The 17,457-nt window shown below is 48.6% G+C and carries 18 protein-coding genes; 8 read left to right on the top strand and 10 right to left on the bottom strand.

Features of this window, described 5'->3' with window-relative positions:
- Positions 1-61 precede the first annotated feature (61 nt).
- From hisG to hisIE, 8 genes are read left to right on the top strand one after another with little or no spacing between them, the layout of a single operon-like run.
- On the top strand, positions 62-970 hold the full coding sequence (hisG, locus tag D3795_RS01595; protein WP_156265857.1) for an ATP phosphoribosyltransferase: 909 nt from the start codon (positions 62-64) through the stop codon (positions 968-970).
- Between the two features lie 3 nt (positions 971-973).
- Entirely contained in the window at positions 974-2,272 is a 1,299-nt protein-coding gene (gene hisD, locus D3795_RS01590) for a histidinol dehydrogenase (protein WP_156265856.1), read from the top strand.
- The gene (hisC, locus tag D3795_RS01585; RefSeq protein WP_156265855.1) at positions 2,269-3,378 is read left to right on the top strand and encodes a histidinol-phosphate transaminase; all 1,110 of its coding nucleotides are present in this window, start codon (positions 2,269-2,271) and stop codon (positions 3,376-3,378) included. Before hisD ends, hisC begins: the two co-directional genes overlap by 4 nt.
- Positions 3,375-4,460 (top strand): bifunctional histidinol-phosphatase/imidazoleglycerol-phosphate dehydratase HisB, encoded by a 1,086-nt coding sequence (hisB, locus tag D3795_RS01580; RefSeq protein WP_156265854.1) that lies wholly within the window; start codon positions 3,375-3,377, stop codon positions 4,458-4,460. Before hisC ends, hisB begins: the two co-directional genes overlap by 4 nt.
- Entirely contained in the window at positions 4,457-5,074 is a 618-nt protein-coding gene (gene hisH, locus D3795_RS01575; RefSeq protein WP_156265853.1) for an imidazole glycerol phosphate synthase subunit HisH, read from the top strand. The genes hisB and hisH overlap by 4 nt, the downstream gene beginning before the upstream one ends.
- A complete protein-coding gene (gene hisA / locus D3795_RS01570; RefSeq protein ID WP_156265852.1) occupies positions 5,055-5,792 on the top strand; it encodes a 1-(5-phosphoribosyl)-5-[(5-phosphoribosylamino)methylideneamino]imidazole-4-carboxamide isomerase in 738 nt (245 codons plus the stop codon). The genes hisH and hisA overlap by 20 nt, the downstream gene beginning before the upstream one ends.
- Complete coding sequence (hisF, locus tag D3795_RS01565; protein ID WP_156265851.1) at positions 5,774-6,550, top strand: imidazole glycerol phosphate synthase subunit HisF; 777 nt, start codon at positions 5,774-5,776, stop codon at positions 6,548-6,550. The genes hisA and hisF overlap by 19 nt, the downstream gene beginning before the upstream one ends.
- Before the next feature lie 21 nt (positions 6,551-6,571).
- A complete protein-coding gene (hisIE, locus tag D3795_RS01560) occupies positions 6,572-7,186 on the top strand; it encodes a bifunctional phosphoribosyl-AMP cyclohydrolase/phosphoribosyl-ATP diphosphatase HisIE (RefSeq protein ID WP_156265850.1) in 615 nt (204 codons plus the stop codon).
- Here hisIE and D3795_RS01555 read toward each other — a convergent pair.
- From D3795_RS01555 to apt, 10 genes are all read right to left on the bottom strand, one after another.
- Positions 7,177-8,574, bottom strand: a complete 1,398-nt coding sequence (locus D3795_RS01555) for an MATE family efflux transporter (RefSeq protein ID WP_310942369.1) — start codon at positions 8,572-8,574, stop codon at positions 7,177-7,179. The genes hisIE and D3795_RS01555 overlap by 10 nt on opposite strands.
- Positions 8,575-8,584: 10 nt before the next feature.
- A complete protein-coding gene (locus D3795_RS01550; protein WP_156265849.1) occupies positions 8,585-9,760 on the bottom strand; it encodes an aminotransferase class V-fold PLP-dependent enzyme in 1,176 nt (391 codons plus the stop codon).
- Positions 9,757-10,560 carry an alpha/beta fold hydrolase gene (locus D3795_RS01545; RefSeq protein WP_156265848.1) on the bottom strand — a complete coding sequence of 268 codons (804 nt, stop codon included), beginning with the start codon at positions 10,558-10,560 and terminating at the stop codon, positions 9,757-9,759. Before D3795_RS01545 ends, D3795_RS01550 begins: the two co-directional genes overlap by 4 nt.
- Positions 10,557-10,961, bottom strand: coding sequence for an MAPEG family protein (locus D3795_RS01540; RefSeq protein ID WP_156265847.1), 405 nt, complete (start codon positions 10,959-10,961; stop codon positions 10,557-10,559). Before D3795_RS01540 ends, D3795_RS01545 begins: the two co-directional genes overlap by 4 nt.
- A gap of 105 nt (positions 10,962-11,066) precedes the next feature.
- Positions 11,067-11,711, bottom strand: a complete 645-nt coding sequence (adk, locus tag D3795_RS01535) for an adenylate kinase (protein WP_156265846.1) — start codon at positions 11,709-11,711, stop codon at positions 11,067-11,069.
- 186 nt (positions 11,712-11,897) lie between these two features.
- Positions 11,898-13,784 (bottom strand): molecular chaperone HtpG, encoded by a 1,887-nt coding sequence (gene htpG / locus D3795_RS01530; RefSeq protein WP_156265845.1) that lies wholly within the window; start codon positions 13,782-13,784, stop codon positions 11,898-11,900.
- A 113-nt stretch (positions 13,785-13,897) separates the two neighbouring features.
- On the bottom strand, positions 13,898-14,506 hold the full coding sequence (gene recR, locus D3795_RS01525; RefSeq protein ID WP_156265844.1) for a recombination mediator RecR: 609 nt from the start codon (positions 14,504-14,506) through the stop codon (positions 13,898-13,900).
- A 13-nt stretch (positions 14,507-14,519) separates the two neighbouring features.
- The gene (locus D3795_RS01520; RefSeq protein WP_156265843.1) at positions 14,520-14,852 is read right to left on the bottom strand and encodes a YbaB/EbfC family nucleoid-associated protein; all 333 of its coding nucleotides are present in this window, start codon (positions 14,850-14,852) and stop codon (positions 14,520-14,522) included.
- 21 nt (positions 14,853-14,873) lie between these two features.
- Positions 14,874-16,889: a DNA polymerase III subunit gamma/tau gene (dnaX, locus tag D3795_RS01515; protein ID WP_156265842.1), complete on the bottom strand. Its 2,016-nt coding sequence runs from the start codon at positions 16,887-16,889 to the stop codon at positions 14,874-14,876.
- A 48-nt stretch (positions 16,890-16,937) separates the two neighbouring features.
- Positions 16,938-17,456 (bottom strand): adenine phosphoribosyltransferase, encoded by a 519-nt coding sequence (apt, locus tag D3795_RS01510; protein WP_156265841.1) that lies wholly within the window; start codon positions 17,454-17,456, stop codon positions 16,938-16,940.
- Position 17,457: the final 1 nt, after the last annotated feature.

Below are 17,457 nucleotides of genomic sequence, written 5' to 3'. Positions count from 1 at the left end.
ACTGAATTCATAACGAACCCCGCAAGGCGCCCTTTGCGGGGTTTTTTATTAGGAGTTTTACATGGTCGTCGATAAGAATTCACAGCGTTTAACCATTGCGATTCAAAAATCAGGACGTTTAAGTAAAGAATCCATTGCTCTTTTGCAAGCTTGTGGCTTCAAATTCAGTTTGCACGAAGCACGCTTATTAGCGCACAGCAGTAACCAGCCAGTTGATTTGTTGCGGGTGCGCGATGACGACATTCCAGGTTTAGTGATGGATGGTGTGGTTGATCTTGGCTTGGTTGGCGAAAACGTGTTGGAAGAAGTACGACTTGAGCGCAAAGCTACCCAACTTGCCTGCGACGTGCAGCGTTTACGTGCGCTTGATTTTGGCCAGTGCCGTTTATCCATTGCGGTACCAAAGGAAGAAGCCTACAACGGTATTCAAGATCTTGATGGCAAGCGCATTGCAACAACTTACCCGTACTTGCTGCAGAACTATTTACAGGACCGTGGCGTATCAGCTAACAACGCGATTCTTACCGGTAGTGTTGAAGTGGCACCACGTGCGGGGCTGGCTGATGCGGTATGTGATTTAGTCTCAACCGGCGCAACGTTAGAGGCCAACGGTTTGGTCGAAAAAGAAGTAATTTTCCGCTCGCAAGCGCAATTGATTCAACGCCCTGAACCATTATCAGCGGCAAAGCAGGCTATTGTCGATCAATTACTGCCACGCATTGACGGTGTGCAAATGGCGCGCGAAAGCAAATACATCATGCTACACGCCCCTGTGAAAGCACTTGAGCAAGTGGTTGAGTTATTACCTGGTGCCGAGCGCCCTACCATACTGCCGTTAAGCCACACCGATGAGCTTGTGGCAGTGCACGTCGTCAGCACTGAAAAATTGTTCTGGGAAACCATGGAAGAATTAAAGGAAATTGGTTGCAGCTCTATTTTAGTGCTGCCGATTGAGAAGATGATGGGGTAAGCCATGCGCGTATTTCAATGGTCACAATTATCCGACCAACAACAAGCTGATGTGCTTGCGCGACCAGCGCAAAGCCAATCGGCTGAATTGCAGCAACAAGTTGCGGCAATCATTGATGCCGTTGCCAATGAAGGCGATGTTGCCGTCTTGCGCTACACCCGTCAGTTTGATTGCGAAACATTAAACGAATTGCGCTACAGTGAGGCTGACATCGCAGCGCAAGCGAATAAACTCTCAACCGATGTGCAACAAGCGATTGATACGGCCTATGCGACTATTCGTGCGTTTCACTTACAGCAACAACCGCAAGACATTCGTGTTGAAACCGCGCCGGGCGTTGTTTGTACGCAACGCTTTGACGCATTGAACGCAGTAGGTCTTTATATCCCGGGCGGTACTGCCGTATTGCCATCGACCGCGCTGATGTTAGGTGTGCCGGCACAAATCGCGAATAATCCACGTCGTGTGCTTGTCAGTCCGCCAGATAAGAATGGTGAGCTTAGCCCAGCCCTAATGTATGTGGCGCAAAAATGTGGCATTACCGAAGTGTATCGATGTGGCGGAGCACAAGCGATTGCAGCACTCGCAGTGGGTACCGAAAGTATTGCGCCGGTAGCCAAAATATTTGGCCCAGGAAACAGCTTTGTAACTGCAGCAAAACAACAAGTTGCGCAGCGCAGCGGCGGTCCTGCCATTGATATGCCTGCGGGCCCTTCTGAGTTACTTGTCATTGCTGATGACACGGCCAATCCTGCTTTTGTTGCAGCCGATTTATTATCGCAAGCCGAACACGGCGCTGATTCACAGGTTATCTTGGTGAGCCCAAGCACGTCTCTCATTGAAGCCACGCAATCGGCTATCGAGCAGCAACTTGAAGTACTACCGCGATCTGCAACAGCTCGTAAGGCGCTAGAACAAAGTGCGTTGATTCAAACTGAATCGCTTGAACAAGCTTGCCAGATCAGCCAACGCTACGCGCCAGAGCACTTATCAGTGCAGATGGATGATGCCGAACAGTATCTTCCACAACTCACGTTGGCGGGCTCCATTTTTATCGGCCACTATACCCCTGAGTCTGGTGGTGATTACGCCACCGGAACAAATCACGTGTTGCCAACATATGGCTTTGCGCGCAACTACAGTAGCCTTGGCTTGCTTGATTTTTATCGCCGCTACACCACCCAAACCGTTTCGAAGCAAGGGTTAGCGCAACTGAGTAAAGCGATTATCACACTCGCTGAAACAGAAGGTTTGAGAGCACATGCTCGTGCCGTCAGCATTCGCTTGGAGAATCAATCATGACGCTAGCCGCAACTTTACAACGTACGCACTTAGCCGAGTTAACACCGTACGCATCGGCACGTCGTAGCATGAGCGGTGGTGCGGTTTGGCTTAATGCCAACGAAGCGCCAGTCACGCCGGTTTTGGCGGAAACAGCAACGCAGTTGAATCGTTACCCAAGCTTTCAAAGTGCGACGCTCAACCAAGCCTACGCTAACTATGCCCAAGTCAACGCCGAGCAAGTATTGAGCTGTCGAGGCAGCGACGAAGCGATTGATTTGCTGATTCGCAGCTTCTGCGAACCTGGGCAAGATGCCATCATGATCACAACCCCAACTTACGGTATGTACGCCATTAGTGCTCAAACCCAAGGCGCTGGTGTGGTTGATGTGCCGCTGGTTAGCGCCGAAGATGGTACTTTTCAGTTGAATGTGGATGGTATGTTGGCGGCAATGGCTTCAAGCTCACAACGCATCAAATTAGTCTTCGTATGTAATCCGTCAAACCCACTTGGCAATAAACTAAATTTAGCGGAACTAAAGCGACTGATTGACAGCGTTGGCGACCGAGCTCTTGTGGTTGTGGATGAAGCCTATATCGAGTTTGCGGCGCATGAATTAACGACAAACAGAAACGTTCAAGCATTGAATGAAGTAAGCCAGTGGCTAGCGAAGTACCCGCAGCTTGTGGTGATGCGAACCTTGTCAAAGGCCTTTGGCTTAGCGGCAATCCGCTGTGGCTTCGCGCTTGCCAACACGGATGTGATTGACGTACTGCGTAAAGTGATAGCACCGTACCCAATGCCACAGCCGTGCTTAGATATTGCTGAAAAAGCGCTATCTGTCGAGGGTATAGCGGCAATGCAGCAAGCAATTGCCGAAACCACAGCCCAACGCCTAGCCTTTGTAGAAGCCATAGCAAATAAGCCTTGGGTTAAAAAGGTTTGGCCAAGCTGCACCAACTTTGTCTTACTGGATGTCGAAAATGCGGAACAGCTCGTCGAGCAATGTCGTCTTGGTGGTGTCTTAATTCGTAATCAGTCAGCACAACGCGGCCTAAACAACAGCGTCCGTGTCAGCATCGGAAGCGCAGCAGAGATGCAGCAGTTAATGGAGGTATTGCCATGAGTTCAAACAGCCCACAGAAAATTTTATTTATCGATCGCGATGGCACGTTAGTTGAAGAGCCGCCAGTGGATAAGCAGTTAGATAGCATTGCGAAGTTAGTGTTTGAGCCGCAGGTGATTCCAACCTTGTTAGCGCTACAAAACAAAGGCTATCGTCTGGTGATGGTATCGAATCAAGACGGTTTAGGTACCGATAGCTTTCCGCAAGCCAACTTTGATGCGCCACATGACCTGATGATGGCAATTTTCACTTCGCAAGGGGTCCGCTTTGACGATGTGTTGATTTGCCCGCACTTTGACGAAGACAACTGCTCGTGCCGCAAGCCGAAACTTGGCTTAGTGCGCGATTACTTGGTGCAAGGCAAAGTTGATTTCACTGATTCATACGTTATCGGCGACCGCGATACCGACATGCAGCTTGCTAAGAACATGGGTATTCAAGGCATTCGTTATGATCGTACGAACAATACCTGGCAAGATATTGCGCACCAGTTAATCAGCCGCCCACGGGTTGCTTCGGTGCAGCGTACAACTCGCGAAACCGATATAAAAGTGGCCGTCGATTTAGATAAAGCGCAGCCGATTCGCATCAGCACTGGTATTGGCTTTTTCGATCACATGCTCGAGCAAATTGCGACGCACGGCGGCTTTTCGTTAGCACTCGACGTATCTGGCGATCTGCACATTGACGAGCATCACACGGTCGAAGATACCGCCCTCGCAATTGGTCAGGCGTTGCGCCAAGCCTTAGGTGATAAGCGTGGTATTGGCCGCTTCGGTTTTGCATTACCGATGGATGAGTGCCGTGCCGAATGTTTGATTGATTTGTCTGGTCGTCCTTATTTGCAGTGGAATGCACAATTCAGTCGCGACACCGTCGGTGAGCTATCTACCGAAATGGTCAGTCACTTTTTCCGCTCGTTGAGCGACGCGATGGCCATTTCGCTGCACTTAAGCACCACGGAGGGAAATGCGCACCACCAGGTTGAGAGTTTATTCAAAGTGTTTGGTCGTGCCTTGCGTCAAGCCATTGCCAAAGGCACCAGTGATGAACTGCCATCCAGTAAAGGAATGTTGGCATGACACAACAGAATTTAGTGATTGTTGACACCGCTTGCGCAAATTTGAGCTCGGTTCGGTTTGCTTTTGAACGCTTAGGCGTTACCCCAGAAGTCACCGCTGATGCCGCTCGAATTGCTGCAGCGGACCGGGTCATACTACCGGGTGTTGGTACGGCGCAAGCAGCCATGCGCAACTTACAGCGTCTTGAGCTTGTCGAAACCTTGCAAAACTTGCAGCAGCCGGTGCTTGGTATTTGTTTAGGTATGCAGTTATTAACCGATTGGTCAGCCGAAGGCGAGGTGGATTGTTTAGGTGTGATTCCTGCAAAAACGGTGCGTCTGCAAGCTGGTGAGCTGCCACTACCACACATGGGTTGGAATACGGTAACCGCGATTGGATGCAACCCGCTATTGCGAAACATGGACACCGAGGCGTGGTTTTACTTTGTGCATAGCTTTGCCGTTGCGAAAGACGATTCAACCATCGCGCAATGTGATTATGGCCAAGAGTTTGCTGCCATGATTCGGCATAAGAACTATTTTGGTGCGCAATTTCACCCAGAACGCTCTGGCAACGCCGGCGCTCAATTATTAAAGAATTTTTTGGAGTTAACTGATGCTGATACCCGCGCTTGATTTGATTAATGGCGAAGTTGTGCGTTTACAGCAAGGTGATTTCGCACGGCAAACGACCTATTCGAGTAATCCGCTCACACTGGTTGAAGCTTACGAGAAAGCAGGTGCAGAGTGGTTACACCTAGTCGATTTAGATGGTGCGCGTGATACCTCACAACGCCAACTAGCGTTACTCAAAACCATTACCGCGAATACCACCATGAACGTACAAGTTGGCGGTGGTATCCGCAACCAAGCCGACCTCGAACAGCTTTATGCAGCTGGTGTGCAGCGTGCGGTTGTCGGTTCGGTTGCCGTGCGCGAGCCGCGACTGGTGCAGCAGTGGCTACAAGAATTCGGACCAGATGCCATTGTGCTCGCCTTAGACGTGAATATCGACAGCAACGGCGTTGCTTATGTTGCCACCCACGGCTGGCAGGAAACCTCAACGACAACGTTGACCGAGCTCATTGATAGCTATTTGCCATATGGGCTTCGCCATGTGCTTTGTACCGATATTAGCCGTGATGGCATGTTAACCGGTACCAATGTTGCGCTTTACCAACAGCTCAAACAGCTTTATCCGCAGCTTCAACTGCAAGCGTCAGGCGGGGTTGCCAGCTTAGATGATTTAGAGGCATTGCAGGCCATTAACTGCGATTCCGTAATTCTTGGAAAGGCATTGTTGACTGGTAAGTTCACCTTGACGGAGGCACTACAATGCTGGCCAAACGCATAATTCCATGCCTTGATGTTCGTAACGGTGAAGTGGTGAAAGGCGTTCAATTTCGTAATCACGAAGTGATTGGAGCCATTGAGCCATTAGCTGAGCGTTATGCGCGAGCTGGCGCTGACGAATTGGTATTTTACGATATTACCGCGTCATCCGATGCTCGCGTTGTCGATAAATCCTGGGTTGAGCGGATTGCACGCTTGATCGATATTCCATTTACCGTTGCCGGTGGCATCAGCTCAATTACACAAGCACAAGAAATTCTGGCGATGGGTGCCGATAAAATTTCAATCAACTCGCCTGCCCTGCGCGACCCAAGTCTGATCAACACTCTCGTTGAAGAATTTGGGCAGCAATGCATTGTCATAGGCATCGATAGCTTTTATAACGCGGAAACGAATGCCTTCGAAGTTTATCAATTCACTGGCGATGAAACGCGTACCCAAAAAACTGCGTGGCAAACGCGTGATTGGTTGCGTGAGGTAATTGCTCGCGGTGCTGGAGAAATCGTTCTGAACTGTATGAATCAAGACGGCGTGCGTAAAGGTTACGATATTGACCAATTAAAAATGTTGCGTGCTGATTGTCCGGTGCCGTTAATTGCATCGGGCGGTGCCGGTAGCATTGAACATTTTGAGCAAGTTTTTGATCAAGCAGATGTTGATGGTGCCCTTGCCGCTTCGGTATTTCATAAAGGAATTATCAAAATTAAAGCACTCAAGCAAGCATTACAGCGGGCAGGCATTGCCATTCGGCCGGTGTGAATCGGCGACAAGGAGTAACTCATGCGAATAAATCAAACGAATATCGACACCGTCGATTTTGCGAAAGGTGACAACTTATTGCCGGCGATTGTGCAACATGCATTAAGCGGTGAAATACTGATGCAAGGCTATATGAATAGCGAGGCGCTGCAGCAAACCTTGGCAACCAGCCAAGTGACTTTTTATAGTCGCAGCAAGCAACGTTTGTGGACGAAAGGTGAAAGCTCAGGTAACACGCTTGAACTTGTTAGCGTGCACACCGATTGTGACCAAGATAGCCTATTGATATTGGTTAAGCCGTCGGGCCCTACCTGCCATTTAGGCACTCGCAGCTGTTTTACCGATGCGCAATCGCAACCGATGCTGCAACGCTTAATGGATACCATTGAATCACGTCGTGGTGCCCCAGTTGATAGTAGTTATACCGCTTCGCTATTTGCCGAAGGTGTTAAACGTGCGGCACAAAAAGTTGGCGAGGAAGGTGTCGAGGTTGCTTTAGCCGCAGCGGCTGGCGATTCTAAAGAACTATTGAATGAGAGCGCGGACTTGCTCTATCACCTTTTAGTGACATTGGCTGCCCGCGATTTAACCTTGAATGACGTACTCGAAGTATTGCATCAGCGGCATCAATCGTGAGCCGTTGACTCTTCTACAAACCGCGCCGCATGAGCGACTTTATAACGGCGACTGACTATCAACAGTCGCCAGCTCAATAATACCGCGGCGCAGCTTAAGCCTACGATAAAGCCAATCCACATACCGGCAGCGCCCATTGATGGCACAATCCAGTCGGTCAGCGACAGAATAATCCCTAAGCTTAAGCCAAACGGCCAATACGACACAAAGGTAATGAACATCACCACTTTGGTATCTTTGTAGCCACGCAATGTTCCCATCGCAATGGCTTGGAAGGTATCCGAGAGCGTGAAAATTGCCGCTAATCCCATCAGGGTTGCAGATAGTTGAATAACCGCCTGATCATCGGTGTACAAACCAGCTAACCATGCGCCAGCAAGATACATAATGAGACCGTTAACGGCAGCAAAAGTCATCCCATAAACCGTTGCGAGCTTGTGGCTTAACATTGCGTTAGCTGGATTACCAGCTCCCAACGCAAAGCCAACGCGCAGCGTAACGGCCATCGATAAACTTAATGGCACCATATAAACCAACGACGAAATATTCAGTGCAATTTGATGACTGGCGACCACCGTGGCACCCAGCGGCGCTATAACCAACGCCGCGGCGGCAAATAAACTCACTTCAAAAAACATCGACGTTGCAATCGGAAAACCAATACGCACGATGTACCAAATATCATCCCAGTTCGGCGCGTGGAAGGTTTTAAATATCTGCAATTTTTTGAATCGTTCAACCACCGACACATAAACCAGCATGCCGAGTGCCATCACCCACAACACAATGGCTGTCGCCAAGCCACAGCCAGCGCCACCGAGGGCAGGCATACCAAACTCACCATAAATAAAGATATAGTTCACCGGAATATTGACCAGCAGACCGAGTACGCCAATCACTAACGAGGGCACCGTGTGTGATAACCCTTCGCAAAAGTTGCGCAGCACCATGTAAAGCACCAGCGCTGGAATACCAAAGCTCACGTAAAATAGGTAATCGAGCGTGACCCGACGAAACTCATCTTCAACCGACATGGCGTTGAGAATCAGCGGTGCCGCTTGGATAACAACAAAGCACAGAACACCACCTATTAATGCGGCATAGATGCCCTGCTGCACCATATTCCCAACTTTATGGTGTTTACCCGCACCATCAAAATGAGAAATGATTGGTGCCAATGCCAGTGCAAGCCCCATGATAATTAACGTAGACGGTACCCACATACTGCCGCCTACAGAAACAGCTGCAAGATCAGTGGCACTGACACGCCCTGCCATTAAGGTATCGACAACGCTCATCAGCATTTGCGTCAGTTGAGCGATCAAAATAGGGCCCGTGAGCCGAGCTAACTTAATTGACTCAGTCCACCAATGGTTGGGTTGTTCCACTTCTGTACTCCTAGTCTGAGCCGAACAAGGCCCAGCCAGCGTCCAAGGTTTCAAGAAAACGGGTTATTTGCGAGGCGGTATTATACGCCCCTAATGAGACTCTGACGACCGCTGGTAACTGCCATTGTTGTAATAATAATTGTGCGCAGTGATGCCCTGCGCGCACGGCAATCTGGTGTTGGTCTAACCAAGCGGCAATGTCAAAGGCTTGAAATGCGTCGCTGTAAAATGCCACTGTGGGTGTTGCGTGCGCCCCACTCGGCAATACGGTAAGCCACGGGCGTTGGTGTAATTCACGCACCAGTTGTTGGCGTAACTGCGCTAAATGAGCGACATCTTTTTGCTTTTGAAGCCATGTCACGGCTGTCGCCGCAGCCACTGCCGCAGCTGTATTGGGGCTACCAGCTTCAAATTTATGAATACCATCAATAAATTCAGCTTCTGTAAACGTGACACGCTGTACAATGCCGCCACCAACCTGAAATGGCGCCATACTGTCACGCAGTGCATCACTCAAATACACCACGGCACAACCATTCACGCTATAAACTTTGTGCGTGCTGAAAACGAGTGCATCACAATGAAGCTCAGTGACTTGAATTGATGTATGTGCAGCCGCTTGAGCAGCATCAACAATGGTCCACGCGCCCCGTGCTTGTGCCGCCAGCAATAACGGTGTAATCGAAAACAAAGCGCCTGTAATATTACTCGCTGCAGTGATACTTACTACCCGCGTACGCTCGTTGAGTAACGCTTGCCAGTCGCCTAAGTCACCAGTTTCTGGATCAATTGGAATATATCGCAGGATTAACTGGTGTTCATTTGCTAGACGTTGCCACGGTAAAATATTGGCATGGTGCTCGGCTGTCGAGAGTAAAATTTCATCGCCAGCTTGCCATTTCACTGGCACTTGCTGCGCTAAACCGTTTAGTGCCGCGGTGGTCGATGGCAGTAACGCAACATTCGCAGCACTCGCGCCTATAAATGAAGCGAGCGTCGAGCGCGCTGTTTCTAAAGCACTGGTTGCCGCACGCCCCAGTTGATGACTTGCTCGGTGTACATTCGCATGATGCTGTTGGTAATAGTCCGTAAACGCTTGCATAACCACGTCAGGAACCTGACAGGTTGCGGCGCTATCGAAATAAATGAGTTGCGGATGCTCACGAAACAAAGCGAATTGATTCATGCCACCACTTCATGCTCTTTAGTAACGAATGCAACAATTTCAGGGTTCACTAATGGTGCATGCGTCACGGGTCCCATATGACCACAATTCAAAATTTCCGCTTGGGCATTTGGCATCACTTGCAGCAGATGATGCGCCACACAACGGGCACTTTCTTGCGTATGCTTGCCTTGCAACACCAACACTGGCATATCGACATGACGGTAATCAGATAACTTATGTGGTTCGCCCATCAACGCCGCAAAATCTTTTGTGACTTTACCGGCCTGAAGTACCATACCCGCACGAATTCGCTCTGGTAATGCATCAAAATAGCCCGGCTGATTCCAATAGTCGACGAAAGCCCGCGTCGCCGCTTCGGCATCATGTTGATACATTTGCGCCGCTATTTTTTCTATTTCAATACGGGCTGGTTCATTCGCTTCAAGTATATGAAACGCCACCGGCTCAAACACCACCAATTCACGCACTGAAACCGGCTTTTCTAACGCAATCTTCAATGCCAATGCGCCGCCATAGGAATGACCGACAACGGTGATGGGTTGTTGCCATTGCGCGGCCACAATTGCTTCTAAGACACGAGGTAATTCATCGGTAAACCGAAATGCTTCAGGTTCTATATCTTCAGCAGCCGGCGCTTTACCATATCCCAGTAAATCAACCGCTAAAATATCAAACTGAGCTTCAAGCTGCGTAATCAGGCTGCGCCATTGACCACTATTACTTTGCGAGCTGTGCAATAAGAGTAGCGGTTGTTTTCCAGCGACTCCGAAGCGATGCACGCCAGGTAATGAGGTCATAACGAGCCACCAATAAATACGCCAATGACAAAGCCGGCTTGCAACAGCAACACACCAAAGGTACCGAGTACACCCACAGTGCGTGCCCATGACGGTCCAATAGACATCGTTAGACCTAGTGCATGACACACGCGGGCAACGAAAAATGCTGCGCCTAGTGCATGAAGAAGCGCTGCTGAAGCGCCTTGCAATTCCATTAAAACAAACAGAATTAATGACAATGGAACATACTCAGCGAAGTTACCATGAATGCGTACTGCGACTTTCAAGTCTTGCGAATCACCGGTACCGATGCCGACACGGTCACGCCAGCGTAACCGAATAATATTGACCGAAAGCGCAACATAAAGCAGCGTCAATAAGCCTGCATACAACATACTAATCGTTAACGTCATGTCCATGATTGTTATCCTTTTTATGAACAAAGAGTGTATGAACGAACTGTGAGTTTATACAAAAAAGCCCACACAAGGTGGGCTTTTGGAATTCTTCAGATAACGCGAAGCTTATTTCAACAAGCGACCGAGCTCGTTACTAATGTCTTCTACGTCACCAGTTCCATCAATTTTATGGAATTGAACCTGACCTTGTTCGGCTAGTTTACGATAATATGCAACTAAAGGCTCGGTTTGTTCATGATAAATTGCCAAGCGCTTACGCACAGTTTCTTCTTTGTCGTCATCGCGAATCACCAAATCATCGCCTGTTTCGTCATCCTTACCTTCCACTTTCGGTGGATTGTAAGTTACATGATACACACGACCTGAACCCGGATGCACACGGCGACCAGCCATACGCTCAACAATCACTTCGTCCGGCACGTCAAATTCAAGTACCACGTCAACATCGATACCGGCAGCATGCATACCATCGGCTTGTGGAATTGTCCGTGGGAAACCATCAAGTAAAAAGCCGTTTTGACAATCAGGCTGTGCCACGCGCTCTTTGACCAAGCCAATCATAATGTCGTCAGACACTAATTTACCGGCATCCATGACCGCTTTAGCTTGCTTACCTAATTCGGTACCGTCCTTAATTGCAGCTCGTAACATGTCACCCGTTGAGATTTGCGGAATCCCAAAAGTTTTCATTAAGAACTGCGCTTGTGTACCTTTCCCTGCGCCTGGTGCGCCCAACAGGATAATGCGCATGAACAACCTCTTTTACTTAATTTGTTTAATGCGGATAAGTTAAGGTCGAACTTTACCTTGCACCAACAGGCTTTACAAGTCCGAGTATTGCCGACTTTCGTCGGACAATGCTCTTACTCAAGCTAATTGCTGGAATTTTCCGCACCTTTGTCGAATACTCGCTGCTATTAACAGTTATGCTTGCACTTATGCTTGCGTTAAGTCGAGCATCAACTTATTCATACGAGCGACAAATTTAGCCGGATCTTTCAAGCTACCGCGCTCCGCAAGTGTTGCTTGATCAAGCAATACGTGTGCCCACTCACTGAAGCGACTGTCGTCATCCAATTCGACAATGCGTTGAACCAAGGTATGCTCTGGGTTTATTTCAAAAATATACTTCGTTTCTGGTACTTTCTGTCCAGCCGCTTCCATCAGCTTGGCCATTTGCGTACTCATGTCATTGTCATCGGTAACAATACACGCCGGTGATTCAGTCAAACGATGCGTCACACGCACTGTTTTAACCGTATCACCCAACGCTTTCTCAAAACGCTTCAGCTGAGTTTCAAAGGCTTTTTCAGAAGCTTCTTGCTGCTTCTTGGTTTCAGCATCATCAAGCTCGCCAAGGTCAAGGTCTCCGCGAGTAACTGACTGGAATGATTTTTCCTTGTACTCGGTCAAATGGCTCATTAGCCACTCATCGATACGCTCAGACAGCAGCAATACTTCGATGCCCTTCTTGCGGAAAATCTCCAACGCTGGGTTATCACGAGCAGCTTCATAACTGTCCGCGACAATGTAGTAGATCTTTTCCTGCTTCTCAGGCATGCGTTCAATGTAAGCGTCTAAGCTAACCTTCGCTTCACTTGTATCTTCATGAGTTGAGGCAAAACGTAGTAAGCTCGCAATGGTTTCTTGGTTGCCTTGGTCTTCCGCTGGCCCTTCTTTTAATACCGCACCAAAGGTATTCCAAAATTCTTGATACTTCTCGGCATCGTCTTTGGCCAGCTTACTCAGCATACTTAGAATTTTCTTAGTGCTACCATTGCGCATGGAGCGAGTAATTTTGTTGTCCTGCAAAATTTCGCGAGACACGTTCAGCGGCAGATCCGATGAATCCATTAAACCGCGCACAAAACGCAGATAGGTCGGCATTAACTGCTTGGCGTCATCCATAATGAATACGCGTTTTACATACAGTTTAATACCGTGTTGCGTTTCACGATTCCATAAATCCCATGGCGCGCGCTTCGGAATGTAAAGTAAGCTGGTATATTCTGATGTGCCTTCAACCTTATTGTGGCTCCACAACAACGGTTCATCGAAATCGTGCGCAATAGTCTTGTAGAACTCTTTGTATTCGTCATCTGATATTTCTGACTTTTCACGAGTCCACAACGCTTGCCCAGAGTTAACCGATTCCCAACCGTCTTGTTTCTGGTCATCGTCACGCTTCGGCATTTGAACAGGAATACTTAAGTGGTCTGAGTATTTTGTGATGATGCTCTTTAAGCGCCACTCATCAAGGTACTCATGCGCGTCATCGCGCAAATGCAAGATAATATCGGTACCGCGTTTCGCTTTTTCGATATCACGCAGATCGTACTCACCTTCTCCGCGTGAGAACCACTCAATAGCAGTGTCCGAACCAGCGGCACGGGTGCGAACGGTCACGCTGTCGGCGACAATAAATGCCGAATAGAAGCCAACACCAAACTGACCAATTAAGCGGCTATCTTTTGCCTGGTCACCAGACAATTGACTAAAGAAATCAGCGGTACCCGATTTTGCGATAGTACCGAGATTCGTCATGACTTCATCGCGCGTCATACCAATACCGTTATCGCTGATGGTAATGGTACCAGCATCTTTATCAGCACTCACGCGCACGAACAACTCAGCATCGTCAGCGAGTAACGTACTATCGCTTAATGCTTTGAAACGTAGCTTATCGGCAGCATCCGATGCATTCGATACGAGCTCGCGCAGAAAGATTTCTTTATTTGAATAAAGTGAATGAATCATTAAATGAAGCAACTGCTTCACTTCGGTTTGAAAACCGTGGGTTTCTGCTTGACGGGTCTCCGCCATAGTGATTTCTCCTACACTATCTTACGATTAATCAACAATGATTAGATGGGTATAGAAGAAAGATGGGGATGGCGCTTCGCTTTTCAAGCGCCATTTTCAGTAATTTATGCAGGTTAGTTGTGATCGATAACCTTACGACCACTGAAGGCGTGCCCAAGTGTTGCTTGATCCACATATTCAAGCTCGCCTCCTACCGGCACGCCGTGTGCAATCCGCGAGGTTCGAATGTTTCGAGACCGCGCTAAATCGGCGATAAAGTGAGCTGTGGCTTCACCTTCAACAGTAGGGTTGGTTGCAAGAATAATTTCTTCAATCGCTTCTTGTTGCAAACGTTTTGCCAATACATCCAAGCCAATATCTTCGGGTCCTATGCCATCTAACGGTGACAAATGCCCCATTAGCACAAAGTAACAACCTTGGTACTGTCCTGTTTGCTCTATGGCTAATACGTCCGCAGGTGTCTCGACAATGCACAGCAAGCCACTCTCACGACGCTTGGCGTTGGCGCAAATCGCGCACGTTTCTTCCTCGGTGAGCGTGCGACATTGGTTACAATGCCCCACTTTCTCCACGGCTTCCGTTAACGCATGTGCTAGCCGCAAAGCGCCTTCGCGCTGCCGTTCTAGCAACTGAAATGTCATGCGTTGCGCGCTCTTTGGGCCAACGCCTGGTAATAACCGTAACGCTTGCACAAGCTCTTGTATTGCCGGACTAAGACGCATGCTTCACCCGCATTTAGAAAGGCATTTTAAAACCTGGTGGTAAATTCATACCGCCAGTGACTTCAGCCATTTTGTCTTTGCTGGTTTGCTCAACGCGACGCACTGCATCATTAATTGCCGCAGCAACCAAATCTTCAATCATTTCGCTGTCGTCGTCTTCAAACAAGCTAGGGTCGATGCTCACGCGACGAACATTATGGTTACCTAACATGGTTACTTTAACCATACCAGCACCGGCTTCGCCCGTTACTTCAAGGTTTGCGATTTCAGCCTGCGCTTTTTGCATACGCTCCTGCATTTGCTGCGCCTGCTTCATCATGTTGCCTAAACCACCACCTTTAAACATAACTACCTCTGTTTTCTATCATTAATCTGGTTTGACGGAGTCAGCCTTTAGCTGTGCTCCAAATTCGCTTTCAATTTGCTGCGCAATCGGGTCTTTCGCCAGCGTTTGCTGCGCGATGTTCAATCGATGAGTATTAATGCGCTGCTGAATTTCAACCGGCGTTGCAGCCTCGGCATCACCCACCAAAATATCACGCAACGTCATATCAAATTGCGTCGCCATGGCTTCTTTAATGGTGCCGACTGCGCCGTCATTCAACAGGTAGGCCCAGTTTTTTCTCACCATTAACACATACTGGTCGTGTTCTTTTTGCAACACACTATTACGCGCCAACTGCCGCGTCAAACCATGCAAATCGAGTGCATCAATCATGGCTGACCAACGATCAATTTCTGCGGCCCGTTGCGTGCTATCGGTGATTTGCGCATCAATTTCTGGCATCTCAATCGGCGTGTTTTCCGCTGATTGAGGCGCTGTTTGAGCAGCTTCTTGAGGCTGCTCTTGAGGCGGTTCATGCTTAGCCTGTTGATTCAACTTGGTGTCAGCTTGTTCAACTGCAGGTTGTTTCTGAGCCGGCTCGTTGGCAGCTTCACTTGTTGTTACTTCACGATTTTTTTTTTGCGCCAGTGCGCTACGTGTTGCTAACAGCGCCTGTAAATCACTTTGCGGGGTGGGCTCTTGCGTCCCTTCTAATTCAGATGGCGCGACACTTTCATTAAAGTCGGCAGCTTGTTCTGCATTCGCTTCTGGATTAACTTCGCCACGAACTTCTGTATGAGACTCAGGTTCTTCAGCAACCGCATCATAATTTGCCGCATCGTGATGATTCGAATTATCTACCTGATGCAACCGCTCTGCTGGCATATCATCAGTCAGGGCCGATGGCGGTGGTGCCGTTGCTGTTACTGGCTTTATCTTGGTGACCATCTCGGCCGGCGTTTCTACTACCTCGAGATATTCTGGCCGAAATGCCATTAAGCGCAGTAGCGTCATTTCGACACCACTACGAACGTCACTCGCGTAATTTAAATCACGACGACCTTGAACCAATATGTCGTAGAACACCTGTAATAACTCAGCTGGTAACTGCTGTGCTAAATGCTGCCCAGCTTGCTCTAAACCGGTGGCATGGGCGGTTTCTGGCACCGCTTTGTACAATGCCATCTGGTGAATAAGGTTTTGCAGCTCTGGCAATAACCCACTGAGATCAGGTACTTGTCCCGCAACTTGCTCTAGCGTACTAAGCATTGTTTCCGCATCACCACTCAACACATTTTGCATCAGGTTAATTAATTGGAAACTCGGAACACTGCCAAGCATTTGTTGCACGCCATGCATGCTTACCGAATGGTCGCCTTGCGCAATGGCTTGGTCTGTTAAACTCAAAGCATCGCGCATACTGCCCTGCGCGGCACGCGCCAATGCCTGTATTGCCGGCTCCTCAAAAGCGATATTCTCGGATTTGAGTACCTGCATTAAGTGGTTGGCAATTTCATCGCGCGACAACGCTTTCAAATTGAACTGTAAACAGCGGGATAGCACCGTAATAGGCAGTTTTTGCGGGTCAGTTGTCGCTAATAAAAATTTAACGTGCTCAGGCGGCTCTTCAAGCGTTTTTAACAACGCATTGAAGCTATGGCGCGATAACATGTGCACTTCGTCTATCAGATAGACCTTAAAGCGACCTTGGGTTGGTGCGTACTGTACGTTATCGAGTAATTCACGCGTATCTTCAACTTTGGTTCGTGAAGCGGCATCGATTTCTAGAAGATCAACAAAGCGTCCCTGATCGATAGCCGTGCAGGCACTACATTGACCGCAAGGTTCCGCGGTGATCCCTTGCTCACAATTGAGGCTTTTTGCAAGTATTCGAGCAATGGTTGTTTTACCAACACCGCGAGTACCGGTGAGTAACCAGGCGTGATGTAATCGACCTGTTTGTAAGGCATTAAAGAGCGGCTTCAACACATGTTGTTGCCCAACTACTTCGCCAAAATTGCGGGGTCGCCACTTACGTGCGAGAACTTGATAGCTCATGGCCAATATCTTCTCAATCTGTCGCTTCAGATAAGTAGCTAACTTACCTTAAAATGAGCACAGGGTATAGTATGGAATCTTGGCTTGTTGTAACCGCTGAGCACCTGGTAAATCTGCAAGCGTGATAATAAATGCGCATTCAATAATGGTCGCTTGCTGCTTCTTGAGCATTTCTACCGCTGCCAAAATTGTGCCACCGGTCGCCAGTAAATCGTCAACGACCACCACCTTATCGGCAGCGTTAATATCGTCAGCGTGAAGTTCCAATTTATCTTCACCATACTCCAGCGCATACGTTTGTGACACGGTTTTGCGTGGCAGTTTACCCGGCTTCCGTAAGGGCACGAAGCCAATTCCCATCGCGTAAGCTAATGCGGTGGCAAAAATAAACCCACGAGCTTCAATGCCTACAATTTTGGTAACACCTTGTTCACGATAACGCTCAGCAAGTACATTAATCGTGTGCCGAAATGCTTCACCATCAGCAAGTAGCGGTGTGATATCACGAAATAAAATGCCGGGTTTTGGATAATCCGGAATGGCTCGGATAAAGCTTTCTATCTGCATT

The sequence above is a fragment of the Pseudidiomarina andamanensis genome (assembly GCF_009734345.1).
GTDB lineage: Bacteria > Pseudomonadota > Gammaproteobacteria > Enterobacterales > Alteromonadaceae > Pseudidiomarina > Pseudidiomarina andamanensis.
Note: the sequence above shows the minus strand (reverse complement) of the source record. Positions and strands in the feature narration are given on the sequence as shown.